19 protein-coding genes and 1 pseudogene are annotated in these 21,089 nt (G+C 41.5%); 14 read left to right on the top strand and 6 right to left on the bottom strand.

What is annotated here, in order from left to right; translation table 11 throughout:
* Nucleotides 1–673: 673 nt before the first annotated feature.
* Nucleotides 674–1,645: a solanesyl diphosphate synthase gene (gene sds / locus BMF77_RS18075; protein ID WP_015080667.1), complete on the top strand. Its 972-nt coding sequence runs from the start codon at nucleotides 674–676 to the stop codon at nucleotides 1,643–1,645.
* Nucleotides 1,646–1,774: 129 nt separating this feature from the next.
* On the opposite strand, the gene BMF77_RS18080 is transcribed toward sds, so the two are convergent.
* Nucleotides 1,775–2,248: a hypothetical protein gene (locus BMF77_RS18080; protein ID WP_041458069.1), complete on the bottom strand. Its 474-nt coding sequence runs from the start codon at nucleotides 2,246–2,248 to the stop codon at nucleotides 1,775–1,777.
* Nucleotides 2,249–2,459: 211 nt separating this feature from the next.
* Here BMF77_RS18080 and hetZ point away from each other — a divergent pair, with 211 nt between their 5' ends.
* From hetZ to gmk, 5 genes are all read left to right on the top strand, one after another.
* On the top strand, nucleotides 2,460–3,647 hold the full coding sequence (gene hetZ / locus BMF77_RS18085) for a heterocyst differentiation protein HetZ (RefSeq protein ID WP_148764738.1): 1,188 nt from the start codon (nucleotides 2,460–2,462) through the stop codon (nucleotides 3,645–3,647).
* 194 nt (nucleotides 3,648–3,841) lie between these two features.
* Nucleotides 3,842–4,618: a PatU gene (locus BMF77_RS18090; protein WP_246862951.1), complete on the top strand. Its 777-nt coding sequence runs from the start codon at nucleotides 3,842–3,844 to the stop codon at nucleotides 4,616–4,618.
* A 261-nt stretch (nucleotides 4,619–4,879) separates the two neighbouring features.
* On the top strand, nucleotides 4,880–7,216 hold the full coding sequence (locus BMF77_RS18095; protein WP_246862952.1) for a DUF3488 and DUF4129 domain-containing transglutaminase family protein: 2,337 nt from the start codon (nucleotides 4,880–4,882) through the stop codon (nucleotides 7,214–7,216).
* Between the two features lie 439 nt (nucleotides 7,217–7,655).
* Entirely contained in the window at nucleotides 7,656–7,922 is a 267-nt protein-coding gene (gene remA / locus BMF77_RS18100; protein WP_015080662.1) for an extracellular matrix/biofilm regulator RemA, read from the top strand.
* A gap of 263 nt (nucleotides 7,923–8,185) precedes the next feature.
* Entirely contained in the window at nucleotides 8,186–8,800 is a 615-nt protein-coding gene (gene gmk / locus BMF77_RS18105; RefSeq protein WP_148764742.1) for a guanylate kinase, read from the top strand.
* A gap of 120 nt (nucleotides 8,801–8,920) precedes the next feature.
* Here the strand turns inward: gmk and BMF77_RS18110 are convergent.
* Nucleotides 8,921–9,184, bottom strand: a pseudogene (locus tag BMF77_RS18110) (RNA-guided endonuclease InsQ/TnpB family protein); the annotation flags it as partial.
* 210 nt (nucleotides 9,185–9,394) lie between these two features.
* On the opposite strand from BMF77_RS18110, the gene gap reads away from it, so the two are divergent.
* Together gap and pyk are read left to right on the top strand one after the other, a co-directional pair.
* Complete coding sequence (gap, locus tag BMF77_RS18115; RefSeq protein ID WP_015080659.1) at nucleotides 9,395–10,420, top strand: type I glyceraldehyde-3-phosphate dehydrogenase; 1,026 nt, start codon at nucleotides 9,395–9,397, stop codon at nucleotides 10,418–10,420.
* Nucleotides 10,421–10,550: 130 nt separating this feature from the next.
* On the top strand, nucleotides 10,551–11,981 hold the full coding sequence (gene pyk / locus BMF77_RS18120) for a pyruvate kinase (protein WP_148764744.1): 1,431 nt from the start codon (nucleotides 10,551–10,553) through the stop codon (nucleotides 11,979–11,981).
* On the opposite strand, the gene BMF77_RS18125 is transcribed toward pyk, so the two are convergent.
* Entirely contained in the window at nucleotides 11,940–12,140 is a 201-nt protein-coding gene (locus tag BMF77_RS18125; RefSeq protein WP_168204363.1) for a hypothetical protein, read from the bottom strand. The genes pyk and BMF77_RS18125 overlap by 42 nt on opposite strands.
* An 11-nt stretch (nucleotides 12,141–12,151) precedes the next feature.
* Between BMF77_RS18125 and BMF77_RS18130 the strand changes: the two genes are divergently transcribed.
* Nucleotides 12,152–13,153, top strand: a complete 1,002-nt coding sequence (locus tag BMF77_RS18130; RefSeq protein WP_148764748.1) for a transaldolase — start codon at nucleotides 12,152–12,154, stop codon at nucleotides 13,151–13,153.
* 225 nt (nucleotides 13,154–13,378) lie between these two features.
* On the opposite strand, the gene bchD is transcribed toward BMF77_RS18130, so the two are convergent.
* Both bchD and BMF77_RS18140 read right to left on the bottom strand, forming a co-directional pair.
* Complete coding sequence (bchD, locus tag BMF77_RS18135) at nucleotides 13,379–15,403, bottom strand: magnesium chelatase ATPase subunit D (protein ID WP_148764749.1); 2,025 nt, start codon at nucleotides 15,401–15,403, stop codon at nucleotides 13,379–13,381.
* Nucleotides 15,404–15,926: 523 nt separating this feature from the next.
* A complete protein-coding gene (locus tag BMF77_RS18140) occupies nucleotides 15,927–17,213 on the bottom strand; it encodes a glutamyl-tRNA reductase (protein ID WP_148764751.1) in 1,287 nt (428 codons plus the stop codon).
* Nucleotides 17,214–17,321: 108 nt separating this feature from the next.
* Here BMF77_RS18140 and BMF77_RS28050 point away from each other — a divergent pair, with 108 nt between their 5' ends.
* From BMF77_RS28050 to BMF77_RS28060, 3 genes are read left to right on the top strand one after another with little or no spacing between them, the layout of a single operon-like run.
* The gene (locus BMF77_RS28050) at nucleotides 17,322–17,465 is read left to right on the top strand and encodes a hypothetical protein (RefSeq protein WP_158310545.1); all 144 of its coding nucleotides are present in this window, start codon (nucleotides 17,322–17,324) and stop codon (nucleotides 17,463–17,465) included.
* The gene (locus tag BMF77_RS28055) at nucleotides 17,410–17,553 is read left to right on the top strand and encodes a hypothetical protein (RefSeq protein ID WP_168694533.1); all 144 of its coding nucleotides are present in this window, start codon (nucleotides 17,410–17,412) and stop codon (nucleotides 17,551–17,553) included. The genes BMF77_RS28050 and BMF77_RS28055 overlap by 56 nt, the downstream gene beginning before the upstream one ends.
* Nucleotides 17,498–17,695 carry a hypothetical protein gene (locus tag BMF77_RS28060; RefSeq protein ID WP_246862953.1) on the top strand — a complete coding sequence of 66 codons (198 nt, stop codon included), beginning with the start codon at nucleotides 17,498–17,500 and terminating at the stop codon, nucleotides 17,693–17,695. The genes BMF77_RS28055 and BMF77_RS28060 overlap by 56 nt, the downstream gene beginning before the upstream one ends.
* A 99-nt stretch (nucleotides 17,696–17,794) precedes the next feature.
* On the opposite strand, the gene glpX is transcribed toward BMF77_RS28060, so the two are convergent.
* Nucleotides 17,795–18,832: a class II fructose-bisphosphatase gene (gene glpX / locus BMF77_RS18150; protein ID WP_148764753.1), complete on the bottom strand. Its 1,038-nt coding sequence runs from the start codon at nucleotides 18,830–18,832 to the stop codon at nucleotides 17,795–17,797.
* A gap of 265 nt (nucleotides 18,833–19,097) precedes the next feature.
* Here glpX and BMF77_RS18155 point away from each other — a divergent pair, with 265 nt between their 5' ends.
* Both BMF77_RS18155 and BMF77_RS18160 read left to right on the top strand, forming a co-directional pair.
* Nucleotides 19,098–19,655 (top strand): hypothetical protein, encoded by a 558-nt coding sequence (locus BMF77_RS18155; protein ID WP_015080644.1) that lies wholly within the window; start codon nucleotides 19,098–19,100, stop codon nucleotides 19,653–19,655.
* Nucleotides 19,656–19,733: 78 nt separating this feature from the next.
* Nucleotides 19,734–20,375, top strand: coding sequence for a DUF3318 domain-containing protein (locus BMF77_RS18160; protein ID WP_015080643.1), 642 nt, complete (start codon nucleotides 19,734–19,736; stop codon nucleotides 20,373–20,375).
* Nucleotides 20,376–21,089 lie beyond the last annotated feature (714 nt).

Genomic DNA, 21,089 nt, shown 5'->3' on the forward strand with positions numbered 1-21,089 from the left:
TAATATCAACTTTCCCAGGCCATACATCCGACAGCAGTAAAATTGCTAAACAGCAAAACTTAACTGCGCTCATCAGCAGTCTACCTAGCCTGTGTTATTGACTTCACGCCCATTTAAATAGATATACGCCAATACCCAACGTGCGCTGAATACGTTGAGTTACTTCCATAACTGGAAAAGCATAATTCAACTCAAAAAGCATGATTATCGCCGAGAATCTAGGAATTATTCCCATTTTTTCTTTGGCGACGAGTTATTTTAGACCCACAACACTAATGCGTAAAATCACCCAATGATGGTTTTACTTAGGAAGTGAATAAGCTGAAAAATTTAATATCTCTAGGTATTAGCCTAACACAGCCAGCCTGAATTTGAAGCTAATTTTTTCACTAAATTTAAAAAATTTTCGTTGCTGACAGCGAATTTGCGGTTGTTGGTAATGCGCGTTATTTTATTAACATTCTACCTTTGATAACTACGCAGAATTGGGGTGACAAGAAATGAAGCGACATTAAAAGAGCATTTATGATAACATATTTTTAATTCAAGCTCCGAATAACTTAATAGATATTAAAAATCAGATTCCCAGAGGAAAACTTTGCGCTGACACTGGGTTATCTTAAAATTAAAGAATATGTAAACTTTCGTAACCTAAGCCAGAGTCCGCCTATCCATGACCCCAGCCACCTCCCTGTTTACCCCTGTGGAAGCAGACCTGCAAATACTAGCAGATAACCTTAAACAGCTAGTTGGAAATCGCCACCCCATTCTCTATGCCGCAGCCGAACACTTATTCGGTGCTGGGGGTAAGCGAATCAGACCTGCGATAGTGCTGCTGATATCGCGGGCAACCATGCTACAAGAAGATATTACACCGCGTCACCGACGACTGGCAGAAATTACAGAAATGATCCACACAGCCAGCTTAGTCCATGATGATGTAGTAGATGAGTCAGATGTCCGCCGTGGTGTACCGACAGTACATAGTTTGTTTGGTAATCGCATTGCTGTACTGGCCGGGGATTTCCTCTTTGCTCAATCCTCTTGGTATTTAGCAAATCTCAATAATTTGGATGTTGTTAAACTGCTTTCGGAAGTAATTATGGATTTAGCCGCTGGAGAAATCCAACAAGGGTTAAATCGTTTTGATGCTGATCTTTCTACAGAAACCTACCTGCAAAAGAGTTATTACAAAACAGCCTCATTAATTGCCAACAGTTCTAAAGCCGCTGGCTTAATTAGTGAAACATCCCTAGAAACTGCCGAACACTTGTACAGTTACGGTCGCCATTTAGGTCTTTCCTTCCAAATAGTAGATGATATTCTTGATTTCACCAGTTCCACAGACACCCTGGGTAAACCAGCGGGTTCTGACCTCAAAAGTGGCAACCTGACAGCACCAGCTTTATTTGCCTTGGAAGAAAAACCTGACTTGGCAGCCTTGATTAACCGAGAGTTTGCCCAAGAAGGGGATTTAGAAAAGGCATTGGCACTAATTCATGATAGTCGAGGTATCCAGCGAGCTAGAGAGTTAGCTGCTCACCATGGCAAATTAGCCACCGAGCATATTGGTATTTTAGAACCATCAGCATCCCGCGAAGCCCTGATGAATTTGACCGACTATGTCCTAAGTCGTCTCTACTAAGCAAAATTTAGGGCGATTTAAGGTTTGGGATTGAGGAGATTTAATATCCAAAATCCCAAATTTAGTTATGGATTCTTCCTCCTTCTAATTCTTCCTCCTGACTCCTGACTCCTGACTCCTGACTCCTAGTTATGCAATATTGGGAGGAATTATTTTTTTGCCTTTAAATTCCTGTAATCGTTGCTGAATCAGCCTTTCTAGTTGAGAACGCCGCACTTCTACAGTATTTGTTATATTTCCTGGTGTTTCGATAAAAACTATGCTGTGTACTGGTTTCAGGGCTACCAATTGGAATAAAATTTGAGTAACATCCATGAGGGTTGGCAGCAAGTGAGGGTCACGCCCATCATCTGAGATTAGGGAAACATCTTGTATGGTAGGGAAAGCGTAAATAACTTGCTTTTCTATTCCTGGATTTGCGCGATTGCTCAATGTAGTTAAAACCCAATCCTGCTCAGAATTTTGGAGAATAAAGTATTGGTAGTGGTTTAACTTTTGGGCAATAGCGATTAATACAGGAGCGATTGATACCATAATCTGTGGTGTCACGCCATCCTGGGGTGCATTGTCTATCAGCAATTGAATTTGTGCTTCTAAATCCATCATGAGTTGTAAATGACTTTTGGATAATGGCTAAAACATGAGCGCAAAATATCCCACAAAATGGGGGTTCACAAGTTCAATCTTCTTACGCCACATATCCTCACTGTAGATTGGTTTGCGTTTGACTTGTACACAAAAACCATGCAGCTATTATCTAAGGTCTGACAAGTCGTGTCCAAAGTATGTTAGGGTCTTTTTGAGAACTGGGACTATGAATTCAACAGCAATCGCAACTAATCAGGGGAAAATTTCTATCAGCGTGGAGGTCATCTTTCAATTCCTATTTAAGGAACTTCAACAGTCAACTAAGGCTTCGGAGCAAAATTGTCACGATGTATCTGTGAGAATTACTAACGAAGTTTTGCGGATTTGTAATGAAAGTAAACGCATTCAAACTTCCGGATCTGTAGAAAGTTCAGCCATGAGCCTAGCTAAACATCGGTTACAACAGTGTATCCGATACTATCAGTTAGGTTCAAGTCGTGGTAGGGTAGAATTACATAGCACATTGAGTGCCATTGTTTACCGTTATATTAATCCCCCTCACAAGCAATTAAGCTATCAAGGGCGGTTGACGATTATTGAAGATTTTCTCCAGAGTTTTTATCTGGAGGCTTTAAATGCTTTTAGAAGGGAGAACCAATTAGGTCTTACCTATCGTCCCCATACTCTCTTGGAATTGGGAGAATACATGGCATTTACCGAACGATATGGTAAACGGCGGATTCCCCTCCCCGGTAGGCAGCAACAGTTAATTATTCTGCGAGCGCAAACTTTTTCTAAACAGCAGCCTTTAGAAACAAGTGTAGATATAGAACAGGCATCATCTGGTGGGGGTGGTGAGTCTGACGGTTCTTGGGAAGAGCCAGCTATCCACCAATTGCGCTCGGCTATGGCAATGCAGCCCGAACCAGAAGAAGATACCCTGCGCTCGGTTGTGATTACTGAATTAATAGACTATTTAGCAGAAAAAGAACAATCCGACTGTGCTGATTACTTTGCTCTTCGTCTTCAGGATTTATCAGCACCAGAAATTGAGTCAATTTTAGGTTTAACATCTCGGCAGCGTGATTACTTACAGCAACGGTTTAAATATCATTTAATTCGGTTTGCTCTTTTACATCGCTGGGAATTGGTACATGAGTGGTTAGAAGTTTCTTTACCAACTAATTTGGGTTTAACTCCAATTCAATGGGAAACTTATACAGCCCAGTTAGATAATAAAGAAAGGTCCATCTTAGATTTGAAGCAAGAAGGAAAACCTGATGAGGAAATATCTAAGACTGTAGGCTTGTCAATGGCACAATTACAGAAACGTTGGTTTAAGATTTTGGAACAGGCTTGGGAAATTCGGAATTCCTTAGTGTCCGGATCTAGTGCATCTACCCATGAATGGTGACTTGTGAATCTTCACAAAATCATCAACTTGCTTGGGTATTGAAAAATTACAGATTCAGCACCTACTTGTATAGCTTGTTATAATGTGAGGAAATTGACGGGGCAGACATTCATTTCCAGATGGTAGCCAAATTATTGGTGAACTCAGATTGACAAGAAAAGCCCCAAACCTTTCAATTGGGAGAAATTCCTACTGTGCAAGAACGTTTTCAAGCTATTCTTAAGCGTCGTTTACAAGACCAAATAGAAAAAAATCCGCCGTTGTTCCCCTGGGAAACACAATCAGTGGAGTATCCTGACTGTGTAGAAGAACAATCTTTGGGATTAGTTCCTGTTTGGGGGTGGAGGGTCCACCAATCTAAGTTAAATTTACCGATTCCTTTGCCCGAAAAAGTTTTTTGGCAATTGTTGGCCAAATGTCAGGTTTTATTGACATCTTCCCTACCTCTGGGAGCTAAATTAGTTCAGGTGGTAGAAAGTATGTTTCCCACCGATACTCAAGTCATCAATGATTTGGCTGGGTTAGTGTTGAGAAGTTCTTATCGTTCTGCTGATACTTTGACAGCTACGGCTGATGTTGAGAGCGATTATTTTGATTTATTACCACGTCAACAAATGGCATTGTCGTTAATGGCAGCCAAGCAACTGTTAGAAAATCTAACTTTGCCGATTTCATTTAATCAGCCACTGCTAGAAAGACAATGGCTCACTACGGTGGGGACTTTGAGTATTCGAGTAGAATTACGGAATTTAGGTAAATTTACGAAGTTGACGGTTCAGGGTGAATTACCTACACTGGGGATTTTACAACTCCAGGGTAATCCTACTCAAGAATTTGTGAAATCTGAGACTTCAGAAATACCGATGATAGAGTTACAAATTGATAGAAATCAGCCAACTTATACTTTGGCAGTGGAGTTTCCCGAATTGGATCAACAGCCTTTATTGTTGGCTATTCAGGTGAAAATCTAAGGCAAATGCCATATCTAGGAATTAGATGGGAGCAATGGCAACTGATGTATAATAATCTTGATTAATTTTCTGGCTTTAAAACTTAATTCTCTTGGGAATCAACAATATTAATTAACGGTGTATCTAGAACCCTAGCTATGAGCAGGATACTTGTACTCTTAGGGAGTATAGGGCTAGGATAAGGGGGTGAAGACAAGATAATAGTTTTCATACCTAGCATTGTGTCCGCAGCGTCTACATCATAGCTTTGGTTGTTTGAAAATGTTTAATTTATCCAGGATGAATCGGTTTTGGCGTTTACCGGTAGGTAATCAGTGGCAACAAACTAGAGGAAAATCTCCAACAAGGGAAGTGGAAGATTCAATTCCTTTACGAGTGCTGGTGATGGCTTTGGTAATTTTGGGGATTGTGGCCACGGATATTGCTGGTGAAACTCAATTTAGTCTGTGGACAGTACCATTAACTATGGTAGGAACGGGGTGGAGTTACTACCGTCGCCGTAGTTCTAATATTCCTGTGCAGTTCTGTATTGCGATAGGAATGTTATTGGCTTTGGGGGCTTTTTTTGGGCGGTTTATTGGTAATTGGAATGATACTCGGCTAAGTTTGGCGGAGTTATTGATTCAATTGCAGGTATTACATAGTTTTGATACGCCCCGACGCAAAGATTTGGGCTATTCGATTGTGATTGGGTTGATATTGGTGGGTGTGGCGGCGACGTTGAGCCAAACTATGACGTTTGCACCTGTGTTACTATTATTTTTAGGAATATCTCTCCCCACTTTAGTGCTTGATTACCGTTCTCGTCTAGGGTTCAAGCAATCTACTTCGGAAAAATCTGCCAAAAAGAATAATTCTAGTTTCAATTTTAAATTTCTAATTGTAAATTTTTTGTTGATTGTGGCTTTAGGACTGGGGATTTTTGCAATTTTACCCAGAGTTCCTGGTTATCAGATTCAGTCTTTTCCTGTGAGTGCGCCCCTGAAAATTCCCGAAAATTTTACGGGGCGGAGTATTATTAACCCCGGTTATGTCCGTGAAGGCAAGGGTAATGGTCAAGGTAATGGCAATTATAGTGGTAGTGGCTCAGGAAAAGCTGGTGAACCAGGAAAAATAAACAGTAATTTTTATTACGGTTTCAATAGCGAGATTAACCAAAACCTGCGGGGGGAAATGAAACCCAAGGTGGTGATGCGTGTGCGATCGCAAGCAGCAGGTTTTTGGCGCGTCCTGGCCTTTGACAATTATACGGGTAAGGGTTGGAAAATTTCCCGGAATGATCAAGTTACTACCCTCAGACAATCATCCTGGACTTCCCGCATTTCTATTGATTTTCCACCCTTGGCTACTCTCACCAAAGAGGTAGTGCAAACCTATAATTTGGTGACAGAGTTGCCTAATCTGGTTCCGGCAATGTCCTATCCCAAAGCTTTGTACTTTCCCACACCAATGATAGCGGTTGATCAAGAAGATGGTTTACGTGCGCCAGTACAGTTATCAGAAGGGCTAACATATACCGTAGTTTCAGATGTTCCTTACCGCGATCGCTCTTTATTAGGTAAAGCATCAACTAAATATCCAGCCAATATTAAAAACTATTACCTGCAAATCCCGCCAAAAATTGCCGATAAAGTCCGCAAACGAACTGAAGAAATACTGGCTAGTTATGATCAACAAAGGGTTTCCCGTTCTCCAGGGACGAAAAGCCTAGATTCAGCTTATGAAAAAGCTCTTTACTTAGCCCAGTATGTTAAACAAAATTACACCCTACCGACAAATCCTTTAGATTTGCCTTATTTGGATGAAAAGGATGACTTGGTAGAAACCTTTTTATTCAAAAATAAAGGTGGTTATCCCGACCATTTTTCCACTGTATTAACGGTGATGCTGCGTTCTGTAGGTATTCCATCACGGCTAGTGGCGGGATTTGCCCCAGGAGAGTTTAATCCGTTTACAGGAATGTATGTTGTCCGCAATACTGATGCCTATGCCATGACGGAAGTTTATTTTCCTAAGTATGGCTGGTTTACCTTTGATCCAATTCCTGGACATCCTTTAATTCCCCCTTCGATAGAAGAAGATCAGACTTTTAGTGTGCTGCGGCAATTTTGGAATTGGGTGGCTGGTTGGCTACCTTCACCAATTACAGCTATTTTAAATACTGTATTTGGGACGATATTTAGCTGGTTATTCCCAGGAATAGCTTGGTTTTTGGCTTTATTTACTAAAGGTTGGTTGGGGGTATTAACTGGTTTAATTGTGGGGACAATCGCAGCCTTTTTAGGTTGGCTGGGTTGGGGACAATGGCGTAAGTGGCTAAATATCCGGTGGTTAAAGAAATTACCGCCAATGGAAAGACTTTACCAGCAAATGCTGCAATGGACTGCTAACAAGGGTTTAGGTAAGCATCCCAGTCAAACACCTCTAGAATATGCCCAGTTTTCATACCAACACCATTCTCCAGAAATAGCGGAGGTGATAGATGAAATCTGTCATGCTTATGTGAGTTGGCGTTATGGTGGACATACTCCCAACTGGCAGCAGTTACAACAAAGATGGCAAGCATTGAAGAAAGTTGATAAAAATCGCGTTTCTTGATCATTCGGGGCATTTACAGCACTTTCCGGTGTTATGAGGTACTTATGTAGCGGGCAAGACTTGTACTGAGCTTGTCGATAGCGCAGCGTGGCGTTAGCCATAGTATGCCCGCACTACAAGAGTTTCATAATTCAAGTTTGTACCTCATTAGAGCGAAATCTGCTGGATAAATGCCCATTTCCAGCTTGAAAAAGCTCATCTTGCCTATATTATTTTCAATTCACAAGAAACATTTACTAGCTTAGATGGATATAATCTTGCATATATCATAGGGGGTATTTTTAGGAGATTTGGCCGATAACACAGCTAAAAAAAGCATAAGTTATGAAAAAACTCAGATTAACGGGGGTTAAATCGTTGTAACTCCCATTCTTTAGCGATAACATGGAAATAAGTTTGCTACAAGCTTTTCATTTCTCGTTTAGCTGAAATTTTTTTTATGGAAATTCAATTAATCAATATCGGGTTTGGTAATATCGTCTCTGCCAACAGAGTCGTTGCCATCGTTAGTCCAGAATCTGCTCCCATTAAACGCATTATCACCGATGCTAGGGATAGAGGTCAACTGGTTGATGCTACCTATGGACGACGGACTAGGGCAGTGATTATTACTGATTCTAGTCATGTTATTCTCTCTGCGATTCAACCAGAAACCGTAGCCAATCGGTTTGTGATTTCTCGTGATCATCATGTTGTAGATAATTAATCATTGGCATAATTATCAACCCAACTCTATTTGTACCATATCGGCTGTACTATGTGAATTAGACTGGTTTTCTGTCACCAGTGCTACAAATTCTTTAGTCTTGATGCTATTTTGAAGAGTGAGGATAAGAAATACTGCCGCAGAGGCTGATACCGTAGGTATTTAACCATCTCAAATCCTAAATTCAAAATAGTATTAGTTATTTTAGTCGCTAAAACAAGACTAAGGAATCATTTGTATTTATTAATTCACTTTTTTCACGGATAATGCAAGTTTTACCTACCCATAATGGTGCAAATACGAAAGAATGTCCGCCTCTGGGCAAACTAATTGTTTTAACCGGTCCGAGTGGAGTCGGCAAAGGTACGTTAATGAATGAAATTCTCCGGCGTTATCCAGAATTGCATTATTCAGTATCTGCAACGACTCGTTCACCTCGTCCGGGAGAAATCAATGGTAAAAACTATAACTTTATTAGTCGGAGTCAGTTTGAACAGTTAGTTACTCAAGGCGAATTTTTAGAATGGGCAGAATTTGCTGGTAACTGTTATGGTACGCCCCGTGAAGCTGTTTTGAACTATATTCAGTTGGGTAAGTTGGTGTTGCTAGAAATTGAACTAGCAGGAGCAAGACAAATCCGTCATACATTCCCTAGCGCCCTGAGTATTTTTATTTTGCCACCTTCATTTGCAGAACTAGAAAACCGCATTCGTGGACGGGGACAAGATTCAGAAGAGGCTATTTCTCGTCGTTTGCAACGTGCTGAAGAGGAGATTGCCGCTGCTAACGAATTTGATATAAAAATTATCAATGATGATTTTGAGCAAGCTTTAAAGGAAATAGAGATAGCTATTTTTGGTTCAGAGTCTCCTCTATGAAGACACGAAGATTTTAATGCAAGTAATCAATGAACAATAGGTGACATACTCCACACACTCCCTTATGCCTTGCGGTCCCGTAAGGGATACAGGTGAGTGTGGGCAACGAGCGCGACTCTTCTATGAAGACATTGACTGAGCTTTAAGACCGTATGTCCCACGGTTCTTGATATTAATTGAAGCATTCAAATCCCGGCACAAACTGACCTTACAGTTAGGGCAATTGTGCGTTCTTTGGGATAGCGGCTTTTTAACTTTGTGACCACAACTAGAGCATTCTTGGCTTGTCCCGTTTGGATTTACAGCGATTACTTTCAAACCAGCATTCTCGGCTTTGTTTGAAAGAATCGTTATAAATTGTCCCCAACCGGCATCGTAAAAACTTAGGGGCGGCAATTCCTCACTCGCGCGTATTGTATTCATCCCACGCTCCGGTATAGTGAGCGTGGGGCTTCTGTCGGGAAAGCTAAACCTTAAAATATGCCAGTTAAATTAACTTTATGCCTTTTGTGACTGTAAGAATCAGCTAAGTCAGACTAGAATTAACCGGGCCAGTTAACCTTTGCTGAAATTCCCAACACAGGAGGTTTAATTTTGACGAAGTTGAAAATTGGTATTAATGGATTCGGTCGAATTGGTAGACTTGTGTTACGTGCTGGTCTTACTAATCCCAATATTGAATTTGTAGGAATTAATGATTTAGTTCCCCCCGATAACCTGGCTTATCTTCTCAAGTACGACTCTACACACGGAAGATTGAAAAGCAAAGTTGCAGCCAGAGAAGACGGGATAGTTATTGACGGTTATTTTATCCCCTGCGTATCCATGCGAAATCCCGCCGAATTACCTTGGGGTAAATTGGGTGTAGATTATGTTGTCGAATCTACAGGACTCTTCACGGACTACCCTGGGGCGGAAAACCACCTCAAAGCAGGTGCAAAGCGGGTTGTGATTTCTGCACCGACAAAAGAACCAGAGAAAGTAAAAACAATGGTCATGGGTGTAAATCATCACCTATTTGACCCAGCCAAGGACTTAATTGTTTCTAATGCTAGTTGTACTACAAATTGTTTAGCCCCTATTGCTAAAGTCATTAATGATAACTTCGGTTTAGCCGAAGGGTTAATGACCACAGTTCACGCCACAACAGCCACTCAGCCCACGGTAGATGGTCCCAGTCGTAAAGATTGGCGCGGTGGACGGGGTGCGGGTCAAAATATTATTCCCTCCGCTACAGGGGCAGCTAAAGCGGTGGCTTTGGTATTACCAGAATTGAAAGGTAAATTAACTGGAATGGCTTTGAGAGTTCCCACTCCTGATGTCTCCGTAGTTGATTTAACTTTCAAAACCACCAAAGCCACTTCTTACAAAGAAATCTGTGCAGCGATGAAAAAAGCTGCGGAAGGTAATTTGTCAGGTGTATTAGGTTACACAGATGAAGAAGTAGTATCTACAGATTTTCAAGGTGATTCCCACTCCAGCATCTTCGACGCGGGTGCAGGAATTGAACTCAATGCTAATTTCTTCAAAATTGTCTCCTGGTATGACAACGAATGGGGTTACTCCAACCGCGTCATTGATTTAATGTTGTCAATGGCCAAGAAAGAAGGATTGATTTAGGTAATGGGTAATTGGTAATTGGTAATTGGTAATTGGTAAAACATTCTTCCCAATGACCAATCACCAATTACCAATGACCAAACCAGGGCTTAACGGAGTGTGCTACCTTAACGTTACTCCTTACATACTTATGCGTCGCACAAAAATTGTTTGTACTATTGGACCTGCTACATCTTCACCTGAGAAGTTAGAAGCTTTGGTAAGAGCAGGAATGAATATGGCGCGGTTGAATTTTTCTCATGGCGCTTATGAGGCTCATGCTCAGGTTTTTCATCATTTGCGGCAAATTAGCAAGGATTTACATAAGCCAATTGCGATTATGCAGGATTTGTGTGGTCCAAAAATTCGGTTGGGAAAATTACCACCGGAAGGACTGATGTTAGAAGCTGGGACTGAGGTAACTTTTGTTTTACAAGAGAAGGGTGAAACTATTGATGAGTTACCCTTACCTCTACCTACTCTCTTTGCTATGATGCGATGTGGGGAAACGATTTTAATTAATGATGGGCGGGTGAAATTAACTGTTACCAGTCGAGACGCTGATAGAATTCGCGCTCATGTGAATATTGGTGGTTTGATTTCTTCTCATAAAGGTGTAAATTTACCTGCAACTCCTTTACCTGTAAGTTCAATTACAGAAAAGGATTTAATGGATTTACGTTTTGGGATACAATTAGGAGTAGACTGGGTAGCGGTTTCCTTTGTGCGATCGCCCCAAGACCTCGAACCCGCACGCCGGATGATTGAAGGCGCTGGCTCAAAAATTCGTCTCATTGCCAAAATTGAACGGGCAGAAGCTGTGGAACAGCTAGATGCTATCATTGCAGCCGCTGACGGTATTATGATTGCTCGTGGGGATTTAGGGGTGGAAGTACCGATTTATGAAGTCCCCCTGATTCAAAAAGACATTGCCCGTCGTTGTAATCAAGCTGGTAAACCTGTGATTACAGCTACTCAAATGTTAGAGTCCATGATTAGCGCGCCCGACCCTACTCGCGCTGAAGCTACGGACGTGGCTAACTCAATATTAGATGGCACAGATGCGGTAATGTTATCTGGAGAAACCGCAATGGGTGAATATCCCATAGCTGCTGTCCAAACTATGCACAATATTGCATTAAGAACAGAAACCGTACTTCAAGAGGGAAATAGACATTCTTGGAGTCCGAAAGCGGGTAGTTTGACGGTGACAGAATCAGTATCTCAATCGGTGTGTCGCATTGCCTATGAAACCGGTGCAAAAGCGATTCTCTGTAATACTACATCAGGAAGCACAGCCAAACTCGTTTCTAAATATCGTCCCAGCACACCAATTATCGCTCTTACTTCCGATTGTACCGCCTACCGTCAATTAGCTTTATCTTGGGGTGTAGAACCGCTACTGATTCAACCTGTTCACAATGCTGAAGAAATGTTTGTGAATGTGGTAGACACCGTTGTAAATAGTGGTTTAGTTCAGGAAGGAGACAAGGTGGTGATTACCTCTGGTGTCCCAATTGGTCAATCTGGAACAACAAGTTTAATTAAAGTGCATTCTATTGGACAGCCAATTACAGCATGACGCATCTAAAATGGGTAGTTGGTAATTGGTAATTGGTAATTGGTAATTGGTAATTGGTGATTGGTAACAATTTCTATCACCACTGACAACTAACCACTGACAACCAACCACTGACAACTGACAACTGACCACTGACAACTGACAACTGACCACTGACATTGGAGTATGTTATGCCTAAGAACTTACTGGAAGCACTACGGGCAGTGACCGTTGTGGTAGCGGATACCGGAGATATCCAATCAATTGAACAGTTTAAACCTCAAGATGCTACTACCAATCCCTCACTGATTACTGCTGCGGCACAAATGCCGGAATATCAGGATATTGTTGATCAGACTTTACTGAAAGCTAAAAAAGATGCTGGCGCTGGTGCTAGTCAAGCACAGGTGGTATCTCTAGCTTTTGACCGTTTGGCGGTATCTTTTGGATTGAAAATTTTGCAAATTATCCCTGGTCGTGTATCTACAGAAGTAGATGCTCGGTTATCCTATGATACAGATGCTACCGTAGCTAAAGCACGGGATTTAATCGCTCAGTATAAAGCTGCTGGTGTTTCCAAGGAGCGGGTTTTGATTAAAATTGCTTCTACTTGGCAAGGTATCAAAGCTGGAGAAATTTTGGAAAAAGAAGGTATTCACTGTAACTTAACTTTACTATTTGGTCTGCACCAAGCGATCGCCTGTGCGGAAGCTGGTATCACTTTAATTTCTCCTTTCGTTGGTCGGATTCTTGACTGGTACAAGAAAGATACTGGCCGGGATAGCTATCCCGCAGCGGAAGATCCAGGTGTATTGTCTGTAACTACCATTTATAACTACTATAAAAAGTTTGGTTATAAAACCGAGGTAATGGGCGCTAGTTTCCGCAATATTGGCGAAATTACTGAATTAGCTGGTTGCGATTTGCTGACTATTTCTCCAGGGTTGTTGACAGAATTGCAAAATACTGTCACAGAATTACCCCGCAAACTTGATCCTGCGAAGGTAGCAGGGTTATCAATTGCCAAAATCTCTGTTGATAAAGCTACTTTTGATCAAATGCACAATGCTGACCGCATGGCTTCTGATAAACTTGCAGAAGGTATTGATGGTTTTACCAAGGCTTTGATTTCTTTGGAAAAACTATTGGCCGAAAGATTGGCTGGTTTAGAACGTGAAAAGGTAACTGCTTAATAATTGGTGATGGGTAATAGGTAATTGGTAAAATCCTTGCCTATTCTCTATTACCTATTACCTGCTCTATCTACTTTTTACGGGTTGTTTTCGGATTAGCTAATTCATATTTTGAGCCGCTATTTTTACTATTTTAGTGTTTTGCTATAAGTCCTAAATTGATAATTTTGTGGTTATGCAATCTTTACTAAAAGCACAACTACGAACAATTAATTTTCCGTCAACTTAATTTGATTTCATGTCTGCTATAGCACCTCTCGTCATCGCTGCAATAGCTTTATCGGTTGCTTTCGGTAGGTGATAATATTTACCTCCGGCTGTTTTTGATAATTCCTTCGCAAAGCCAGTGGATACAAACTTACTTTCCGTATCAATTACCAACAACTGCATCCCTGAAGCCCGAATTCTGCCAGCAATATCTAATAATTCGGCTTTGATATCCGGCTTTTCTCCTGGTTCCATGGGTTCACCTAAAGAACGAGCTAAAGGAATATTACCACGTCCATCAGTAATTGCCACTATCACAACCTGCCCGATATCCCCACCCATTTGGGCATTTATCCCCACCCGCACGGCTTGAGTTAAACCATGTGCGAGAGGTGAACCACCACCGCAGGGTAATCTTTCTAACCTATTCTTAGCTAAAGCAATGGAACGGGTAGGAGGTAATAAAACTTCCGCTTGTTCTCCTCGGAAGGGGATCAAAGATACTTGATCACGATTTTGATATGCTTCTGTTAAAAGCTGCATCACCGCACCTTTAGCGGATTGCATCCGATTTAAAGCCATTGAACCAGAAGCATCTACAACAAACACCACTAACGCACCGGCTTTTCTCACTAACCGCTTAGAACGGATATCTCCCTGCTCAACAATTACCTTTTTATCAGGTTGTCTTGCCCGGCGTGCTTTTTGATATGGGGCTGCGGCTCGCAGTGTGGCATCTACGGCTATTCTTCTAGCTTTACCTTTGGGAATCATCGGCTTAATGTACCGTCCCCTATCGTCTGAGAAGATAATACTGCGACTTCCAGATTTACCTTGCTTTTGTGCCATTTGGGTAAAATAAAGCACTTCTGGGTCGAGAATTACCCCTTCTGGATCAAAGATAAATTCTTCGGGAATGTCCGGGGGTTCTTGCTGTTCTTGGTCTTCTTCTTTCTCTTCTTCCTGTTCTTCCTCTTGTTCTTCTTCTGATTCCGACTCGTCTTGATTTTCTTGTGGTGGTGGGGGAGGTGGTGGTGGTTGCTGTTCGTCTGGTGGAGTTTGAATAATTGTGGTTCGGGGAACTATCACCAATTGCACTGCGCGACGTAAATCTTCAGCGGTGACGGTACTGCGTCCTTCTAAGGCTGCTGCGGCTTTGGCTACGCGCACTGCAAATAATTCTGCCCGATGTCCTTCTACACCCCCGCGAATGGCTTCATTGACGAGGTAGGTAATTTGTTCTTGGGTAATGGTGACTTCTTTTAACCATTCCCGTGCCAGGATGATTTGGGTTTTGAGTGAGTCTATATCTTCGCTGTATTGTTGCAGAAATTCTGTGGGAGACTGGGAATAGGCGATCGCTTGTTCAACTGCCTGTACTCTTTGATCTATCCCTAGAACTCCGTCTGCTGATAGGGCGATCGCTATTCTATCAAGTAAATGCTCTCTGAGCGCTCCTTCTTCTGGATTATAAGTGGCAATAAACAAAGTTTTGCAAGGATGTTGAAAACTGATTCCTTCCCGTTCAATTTGGTTACGTCCGTCCGATAATACGGATAAAAGTTGATTACTAATTTGGTCATCTAATAAATTGATTTCATCCACATACAGCACACCACGATTGGCTGTAGCGAGTAATCCCGGTTGAAAAATCGTATCACCTTGTTTAACCGACTGTTCCACGTCCACAGAACCTAAAAGTCGGTCTTCTGTGACACCGAGGGGAATCTGCAAAAAAGGTGCAGGGATAATTTCCGTTTCTATCTCCTGTCTTTGTTCCGCTAAAAGTTTATCATCCCATTCTTCGGGGTGGTTGGGGTCACAGTTGCTAACAGAACCTTTGACAACTTCAATAGGTGGTAATAAAGCGTGAATAGCCCGCGCCATCACAGATTTAGCCGTACCGCGACGACCTGCAATTACCACACCCCCCAAAGCGGGATCTACTGCTATTAATAGCAAGGCTATCTTAATTGCTTCTTGACCAACTACAGCAGCCAAGGGAAAAGCAGTCATTGTCGGGGTAAGAGTAGGCGCAGGCATTTTTTCCTTAATAGTTATTATAGTTTTAGCATAGCAATTCCTGGCACATTTTAGAATATGTTCTTAAAACGTCAGGCGATTGAAAATCACCAGATCCCCGACTTTTCAAAGAAGTCGGGGATCTAAACCAGGAAAAACCCCTGTCTCTTGATGATTTCAGGTGACATACTCCACACACTCCATTTCAGGTGAGTGTGGGCTTCTCGGCGACTCTTTTATGAAGACATTAACCGAGCTTTAAAGCCCTATGCCCTAGGGACTTTTTGAGATAATTTTTAACTTTTTTGATAGGCTGCTTTTGGTGCATTTAATTGAGTTACACCTACTATTGAAAATTATATCAAACTATTTGGAAAAAAATCAAGAAAGTGTTCATTCCGCACTTCGTGCCGCTTCGCTAACACCGACCAATATTGCTAATTTCGCTTACGCTCAATTTTGCTCGTTGGTCAAGAAAGTCACTCGCGCGTATTGTATTCATCCCATCACCTCCCTATCGGTTAGGTGAGAGGCTTCTACTGTTTCAGCTAAACTGTTCCTCAGCGTCCAAATTAAATAACATTTGCAGAGTTTGCATACATCGTCTTCTAGCTTCCACATCTTGCTGGGCGCGTAATTGCACCATCGGATCATGGAGAATCTTATTCACTATTCCCCTTGTCAAAGCCTCAATTACCTCTTGATGCTTTTCGCCAAATTCCGAACCCAAACGAGATAAAGCCTTTTCTAATTCTTGTTCGCGGATAGTTTCGATTTTATTCCGCAGAGAACTAATTGTAGATACAGTTTCTAAACTCCGCCACCAAATATCAAAAGCTTCAACTTCCTCATCTAAAATCTTCTCAGCTTCCTGCGCCATTTGCCGGCGACTTTCATAATTTTGGGCGACAACCGCCTTCAAATCATCAACATTAAAAGCCTTGACATTGGCCAAATCATTCACATCTGCATCCACATTTCGGGGGACAGAAATATCAAATATCATCAATTGTTGATTGGGTTCTAACACCGTTTCCAACTTCGCCCGATCTATAATCGGTTCAGTGGAAGAAGTGCTAGTAAAAACTATATCACTAGCGGCAATAACTGACATCATTTCTGGCAGCAAATGGATTTGGATCGGTTGTTCTGGGAACAACTTCGCCAATTCTTCAGCCCTTGTGCGGGAACGATTAACAATACTAATTTGAGTTGCACCTTTAGAAATCAGGTGTTGTACAAGTAACCGGGACATTTTCCCAGCACCGAGAATAGACACCCGATAAGGAGATAAATTTTCTACTTTCATCTGTGCCAATTCCACAGCGGCCGAACTGATAGAAACCGCACCAGTCCCAATACTGGTTTCGGTGCGAACCCGTTTACCCGCCGTTAAAGCTTGTTTAAATAAGCGATTTAAAATGGTTTTGATGCCATTAAATTGTTGTCCGAGTTTGTGGGTATTCTTAACTTGAGCGAGAATTTGACCTTCACCCAAAACCAGACTATCCAACCCACCCGCAACCCGTAAAATATGGGTGATAGCATCAGTATGCAGCAACATAAACAAATGATGTCTTAAAGACATAATCGGCAATTTGCTATGTTCAGAAAGAAACTGGGTAACTTCGTGAATTCCTTGGGTAGTCTCGTTACTAACGATATAAATTTCTAAGCGGTTACAAGTGCTGAGAATAGCAACTTCATCAACATGAGGATAACTCAGCAGTTGAGCGATCGCACTTTCAATTTGAGGTTCAGGAATACTTAATTTTTCTCTAACTTCTACAGGGGCTGTTTTATGGCTTAACCCCACCACGGCAATATTCATTTTTTAAATAGGTAATTGGTTTGGTGTCAGGTGTCAGTTGTCAGTTGTTAGTAGGGGCGAAGCATTTGGAAGATAAATTATCGGTCATTGCCAAAAATAGTTCTCCAAATGCTTCGCCCGTACAGTTGTCAGTTGTTAGTAGGGGCGAAGCATTTGGAAGATAAATTATCGGTCATTGCCAAAAATAGTTCTCCAAATGCTTCGCCCGTACAGTTGTCAGTTGTCAGTAGGGGCGAAGCATTTGGAAGATAAATTATCGGTCATTGCCAAAAATAGTTCTCCAAATGCTTCGCCCGTACAGTTGTCAGTTGTCAGTAGGGGCGAAGCATTTGGAAGATAAATTATCGGTCATTGCCAAAAATAGTTCTCCAAATGCTTCGCCCGTACAGTTGGCAGTTGTTAGTTGTCAGTTGTTAGTAGACTATCAAAAACTGATTGACGGATATAAATTGACCAAAAACTATAAAATACAAAGTTTTTAGATGTTCACAACCTGTCGAATTTACTTTGACAGACTACTAATAACAATGGACTACTGACCACTGACCACTGACTACCGACTAATTACTACCGACTAATTACTACCGCAGTTGGATATTCTTAGGTTCGTCCCACAAGTGAACTGTATCCACAAACCGAGCGGTTTTGGATTGACTAGAAATAACCAAGCTTTGGGTTCTAGCACCACCGTGGAAGAAGCGCACACCATCCATCAAAGTTCCAGGAGTAATACCGCAACCAGCAAATAGCACTGTTTCACCAGAAGCTAATTCATTAGCGTTATAAACTCGGTCTCCGTCAGTAATACCCATTTCGTTTAAACGAGCTAGATTACCTTCTCTGCTTTCACCAATTAAACCAGTTTGTACTACTTCTGGATCGTATATTAGTTGTCCTTGGAAGTGTCCACCCAAGCAGCGTAAAGCAGCAGCAGAAATTACACCTTCGGGAGCAGCACCGATACCCATTAAAGCATGGATATTAGTACCAGAGAAAGCGCAACAGATAGCAGCAGAAACGTCACCATCGCTGATTAGTCTTACTCTAGATCCAGCGGTGCGAATTTCTTGAATGAGGTCTTTGTGACGGGGACGATCCATCACTACTACTACTAATTCCTCAACGGAACGGTTTAAGCACTCAGAAAGGATTTTTAGGTTTTCTGTAGCGGATTTGTTGATATCAACATGACCTCTAGCGGCTGCTGGTGCTGCGAGTTTCTTCATGTAGAAGTCAGGAGCAGCAAATAAACCGCCCTTTTCAGAAATTGCCAAAACTGCCATGGAGCCATTTTGACCGTAAGCAACCAGGTTTGTCCCTTCGCAAGGGTCAACAGCAATGTCAATTTCTACAAGTTCATTAACATTACAGAGACTTGCAGCATTTGGCTGAGTACAGATACCAACTTCTTCTCCAATGTAAAGCATGGGAGCTTCGTCCCGTTCGCCTTCACCGATGACGATGCGACCACGCATATGGATTTTGTTCATCCGTTCGCGCATCGCTTCCACTGCTACTTGGTCAGCAATGTTCTTTTCGCCCTTACCCATCCACTTAGAAGAAGCGATCGCTGCTTGCTCAACTACTTCTATAATCTCTAACCCAAGAGTATTTTCCACGAGTATCCCCTCTAAATTACTTGTCTTAGCGTCGTTTAATTAGCTATTTCAGTTTTCAAGTTTACCAAAACAAGGATACTTATGGAAAAAAGTCTTGACTAGCAACTATGTTAAGTTTTGCAACTAAGGCAGTATTGCGAGTTTTTACAGTACATTCATATTAGTTAAGTTAAAGTAGAAATTGCTGACAGTAATTGAGTAAATGCGCCTAGCAAGTTAGAATAGTTATGGTGACAGCCTCTCCACTGTTCCTTACGAGGCTTTTATGGCAGCAAATCTCAAACAAATAGCCAAGTATCTAGATAATCTTGGTTGGGACTACCGTTTTGATGAAGAAGAAGACCGGATTATTACGGGTGTGGAAGCGGAAAACATCGAAGATTTTCTGATAGTTGTCCAACTGGACGAGGAAGGGAAATTTTTCCGGCTATTTGCACCCCAAGTTTTGGCAGAAGTAAAAGACCATCCCTACAAAGACGCTATCCTCCAGACGATGCTGGCTATTTCCTGGGAAACTAAAATGCTGCAATGGGAATATGATCCATCCGATGGTGAAATCCGCGCTATCATCGAATTTCCCCTGGAAGACTCCCTGCTCACGGAAAGACAATTTAACCGTTGCCTGAGCGGATTAATCCAAATCGTGGATACCGTTGCCCTGCCGCGGTTGCAAGAGGTGATGGAAACAGGAGAAGATCCGGGAAATCTGGACTTAGGAGAAAGATTATTATTGAGTATTCAAGAACAAGCTCCTGGATTATTAGAACTCCTGGAAAAAGCCATGGAAGCGCGGAAAAAGCGGGGTAGTTTGTCTGATGAATAAAGCGGATCACTACTGAAATCACTAAACTGCAAAGTGATAACCTGATTATATACTGAAATCTTGTAAGGCTGGATTTTTATGACATCCTATGCAACCTCCTCTGCTAAAGCAGAAATGAGTGAACTCCGGCGGTTAAAAAGCTTATTACCCCCAGAATTACAAAGTTGGGTAACAGTTGAAGGCACAACAGAGGTTAATCCATCCCTGATTCGTTGCGAAGAAATTGGCAAAGACCAAGTGGAAATTCAAATTGACTTGGTAAAATGGGATGCTCTGGCAATGGACCAGCGGAATTTGCTGTTTTGGCACGAAGTTGCTCGCGTGCAAAACGACACTATTCCCAAAGATGGTTGGGAAATGGCCGCACTGGCCATTGGTTTAGGTGGTGCTGTTGGTGAATTATGGGTACAAGATGGATTATTGCTAGTATTAGCTATGGCGCTCTGTGGCGTTTCTGGTTGGCGATTATATCAAAAAAATAATGGTGGTAAACAAGTTAAAGAATTGCTAGATGCTGACGAAAAAGCGATCGCTCTGGCAACCCGCTTTGGTTATAGTTTACCCAACGCCTATAAAAGTCTTGGTAGTGCCTTAAAAACCTTAGTGGAAAACACTCCTAGCAAAAATCAGCGTTCTCGATATGAAGCGAGACTTTCTGCTCTTAAACGCAGCGCCAACAAAGCCAAAGCTAAATCCCGGAATGAGGACTCTGGATTGTGAAATTTTGACAATTAGTGGGGTGGGAGATACCCAACCCACAAAGATACAGTCAGAGTCAAGACTAAAAGCCTTGAACATCAGTAATATCTATCTATTAGACTTTTATATTCAGAAAAATTTCCGAGAAATTCATCTATTTAACAAAATATTAAAACTTTATCAAACCTTCTTATTTTGCTCATAAAAACTTTTTAAATTCGCGTCTTTGTTGAATATTTTATAAGTTTAGGAAGTCACAGGTCGCAAAAATAGCGAAATCTCCTTACTTACATCTGCAACTAATCAACCGCCGATTTTAACTTTTTAACAACTGTACTTTGGAAGACAATTATTTTTTTAAATAGCTCTAACTTAGTGTTAGAGGCTGGTTAAAGGAATTTTTTATCTTCTTCATAATGAGTTTTATTGCTCACATTGAGAAATTTTAAATTTAGACCTACTGAGTCTAAGTAGGAGATAGTTATTTCCAACTGTTTTGGCCAATATCCGTCAGGTTATCAATAAATTAGCAGGTTAATTAGTGATATTATTGCTGGCTGAAATTTTGCTAAAAATTGTGCATGAAGCAGAGGATATCCTTGAGTTAAGCTAATGCTATTGTTGACAAAGGTAAGTTTTTTCTGGCAACCCATTCTAGTCATATAGATAATCGCCCAGAATTTGCATGAGCTGCAAAGTCCCGTAATTCAGGAAAACAGTCAATTTGGCAGTTAA

The organism is Dolichospermum sp. UHCC 0315A, from assembly GCF_008121535.1.
In the GTDB taxonomy this organism is placed as follows: Bacteria; Cyanobacteriota; Cyanobacteriia; order Cyanobacteriales; family Nostocaceae; genus Dolichospermum; species Dolichospermum lemmermannii.

Coding starts and splice junctions, on each gene's coding strand:
- sds (WP_015080667.1), top strand. CDS start 674: ATGACCCCAGCCACCTCCCTGTTTACCCCTGTGGAAGCAGACCTGCAA.
- BMF77_RS18080 (WP_041458069.1), bottom strand. CDS start 2,248: ATGGATTTAGAAGCACAAATTCAATTGCTGATAGACAATGCACCCCAG.
- hetZ (WP_148764738.1), top strand. CDS start 2,460: ATGAATTCAACAGCAATCGCAACTAATCAGGGGAAAATTTCTATCAGC.
- BMF77_RS18095 (WP_246862952.1), top strand. CDS start 4,880: ATGTTTAATTTATCCAGGATGAATCGGTTTTGGCGTTTACCGGTAGGT.
- remA (WP_015080662.1), top strand. CDS start 7,656: ATGGAAATTCAATTAATCAATATCGGGTTTGGTAATATCGTCTCTGCC.
- pyk (WP_148764744.1), top strand. CDS start 10,551: ATGCGTCGCACAAAAATTGTTTGTACTATTGGACCTGCTACATCTTCA.
- BMF77_RS18125 (WP_168204363.1), bottom strand. CDS start 12,140: ATGTCAGTGGTCAGTTGTCAGTTGTCAGTGGTCAGTTGTCAGTTGTCA.
- BMF77_RS18130 (WP_148764748.1), top strand. CDS start 12,152: ATGCCTAAGAACTTACTGGAAGCACTACGGGCAGTGACCGTTGTGGTA.
- bchD (WP_148764749.1), bottom strand. CDS start 15,403: ATGCCTGCGCCTACTCTTACCCCGACAATGACTGCTTTTCCCTTGGCT.
- BMF77_RS18140 (WP_148764751.1), bottom strand. CDS start 17,213: ATGAATATTGCCGTGGTGGGGTTAAGCCATAAAACAGCCCCTGTAGAA.
- BMF77_RS28050 (WP_158310545.1), top strand. CDS start 17,322: ATGCTTCGCCCGTACAGTTGTCAGTTGTTAGTAGGGGCGAAGCATTTG.
- BMF77_RS28055 (WP_168694533.1), top strand. CDS start 17,410: ATGCTTCGCCCGTACAGTTGTCAGTTGTCAGTAGGGGCGAAGCATTTG.
- BMF77_RS28060 (WP_246862953.1), top strand. CDS start 17,498: ATGCTTCGCCCGTACAGTTGTCAGTTGTCAGTAGGGGCGAAGCATTTG.
- BMF77_RS18155 (WP_015080644.1), top strand. CDS start 19,098: ATGGCAGCAAATCTCAAACAAATAGCCAAGTATCTAGATAATCTTGGT.
- BMF77_RS18160 (WP_015080643.1), top strand. CDS start 19,734: ATGACATCCTATGCAACCTCCTCTGCTAAAGCAGAAATGAGTGAACTC.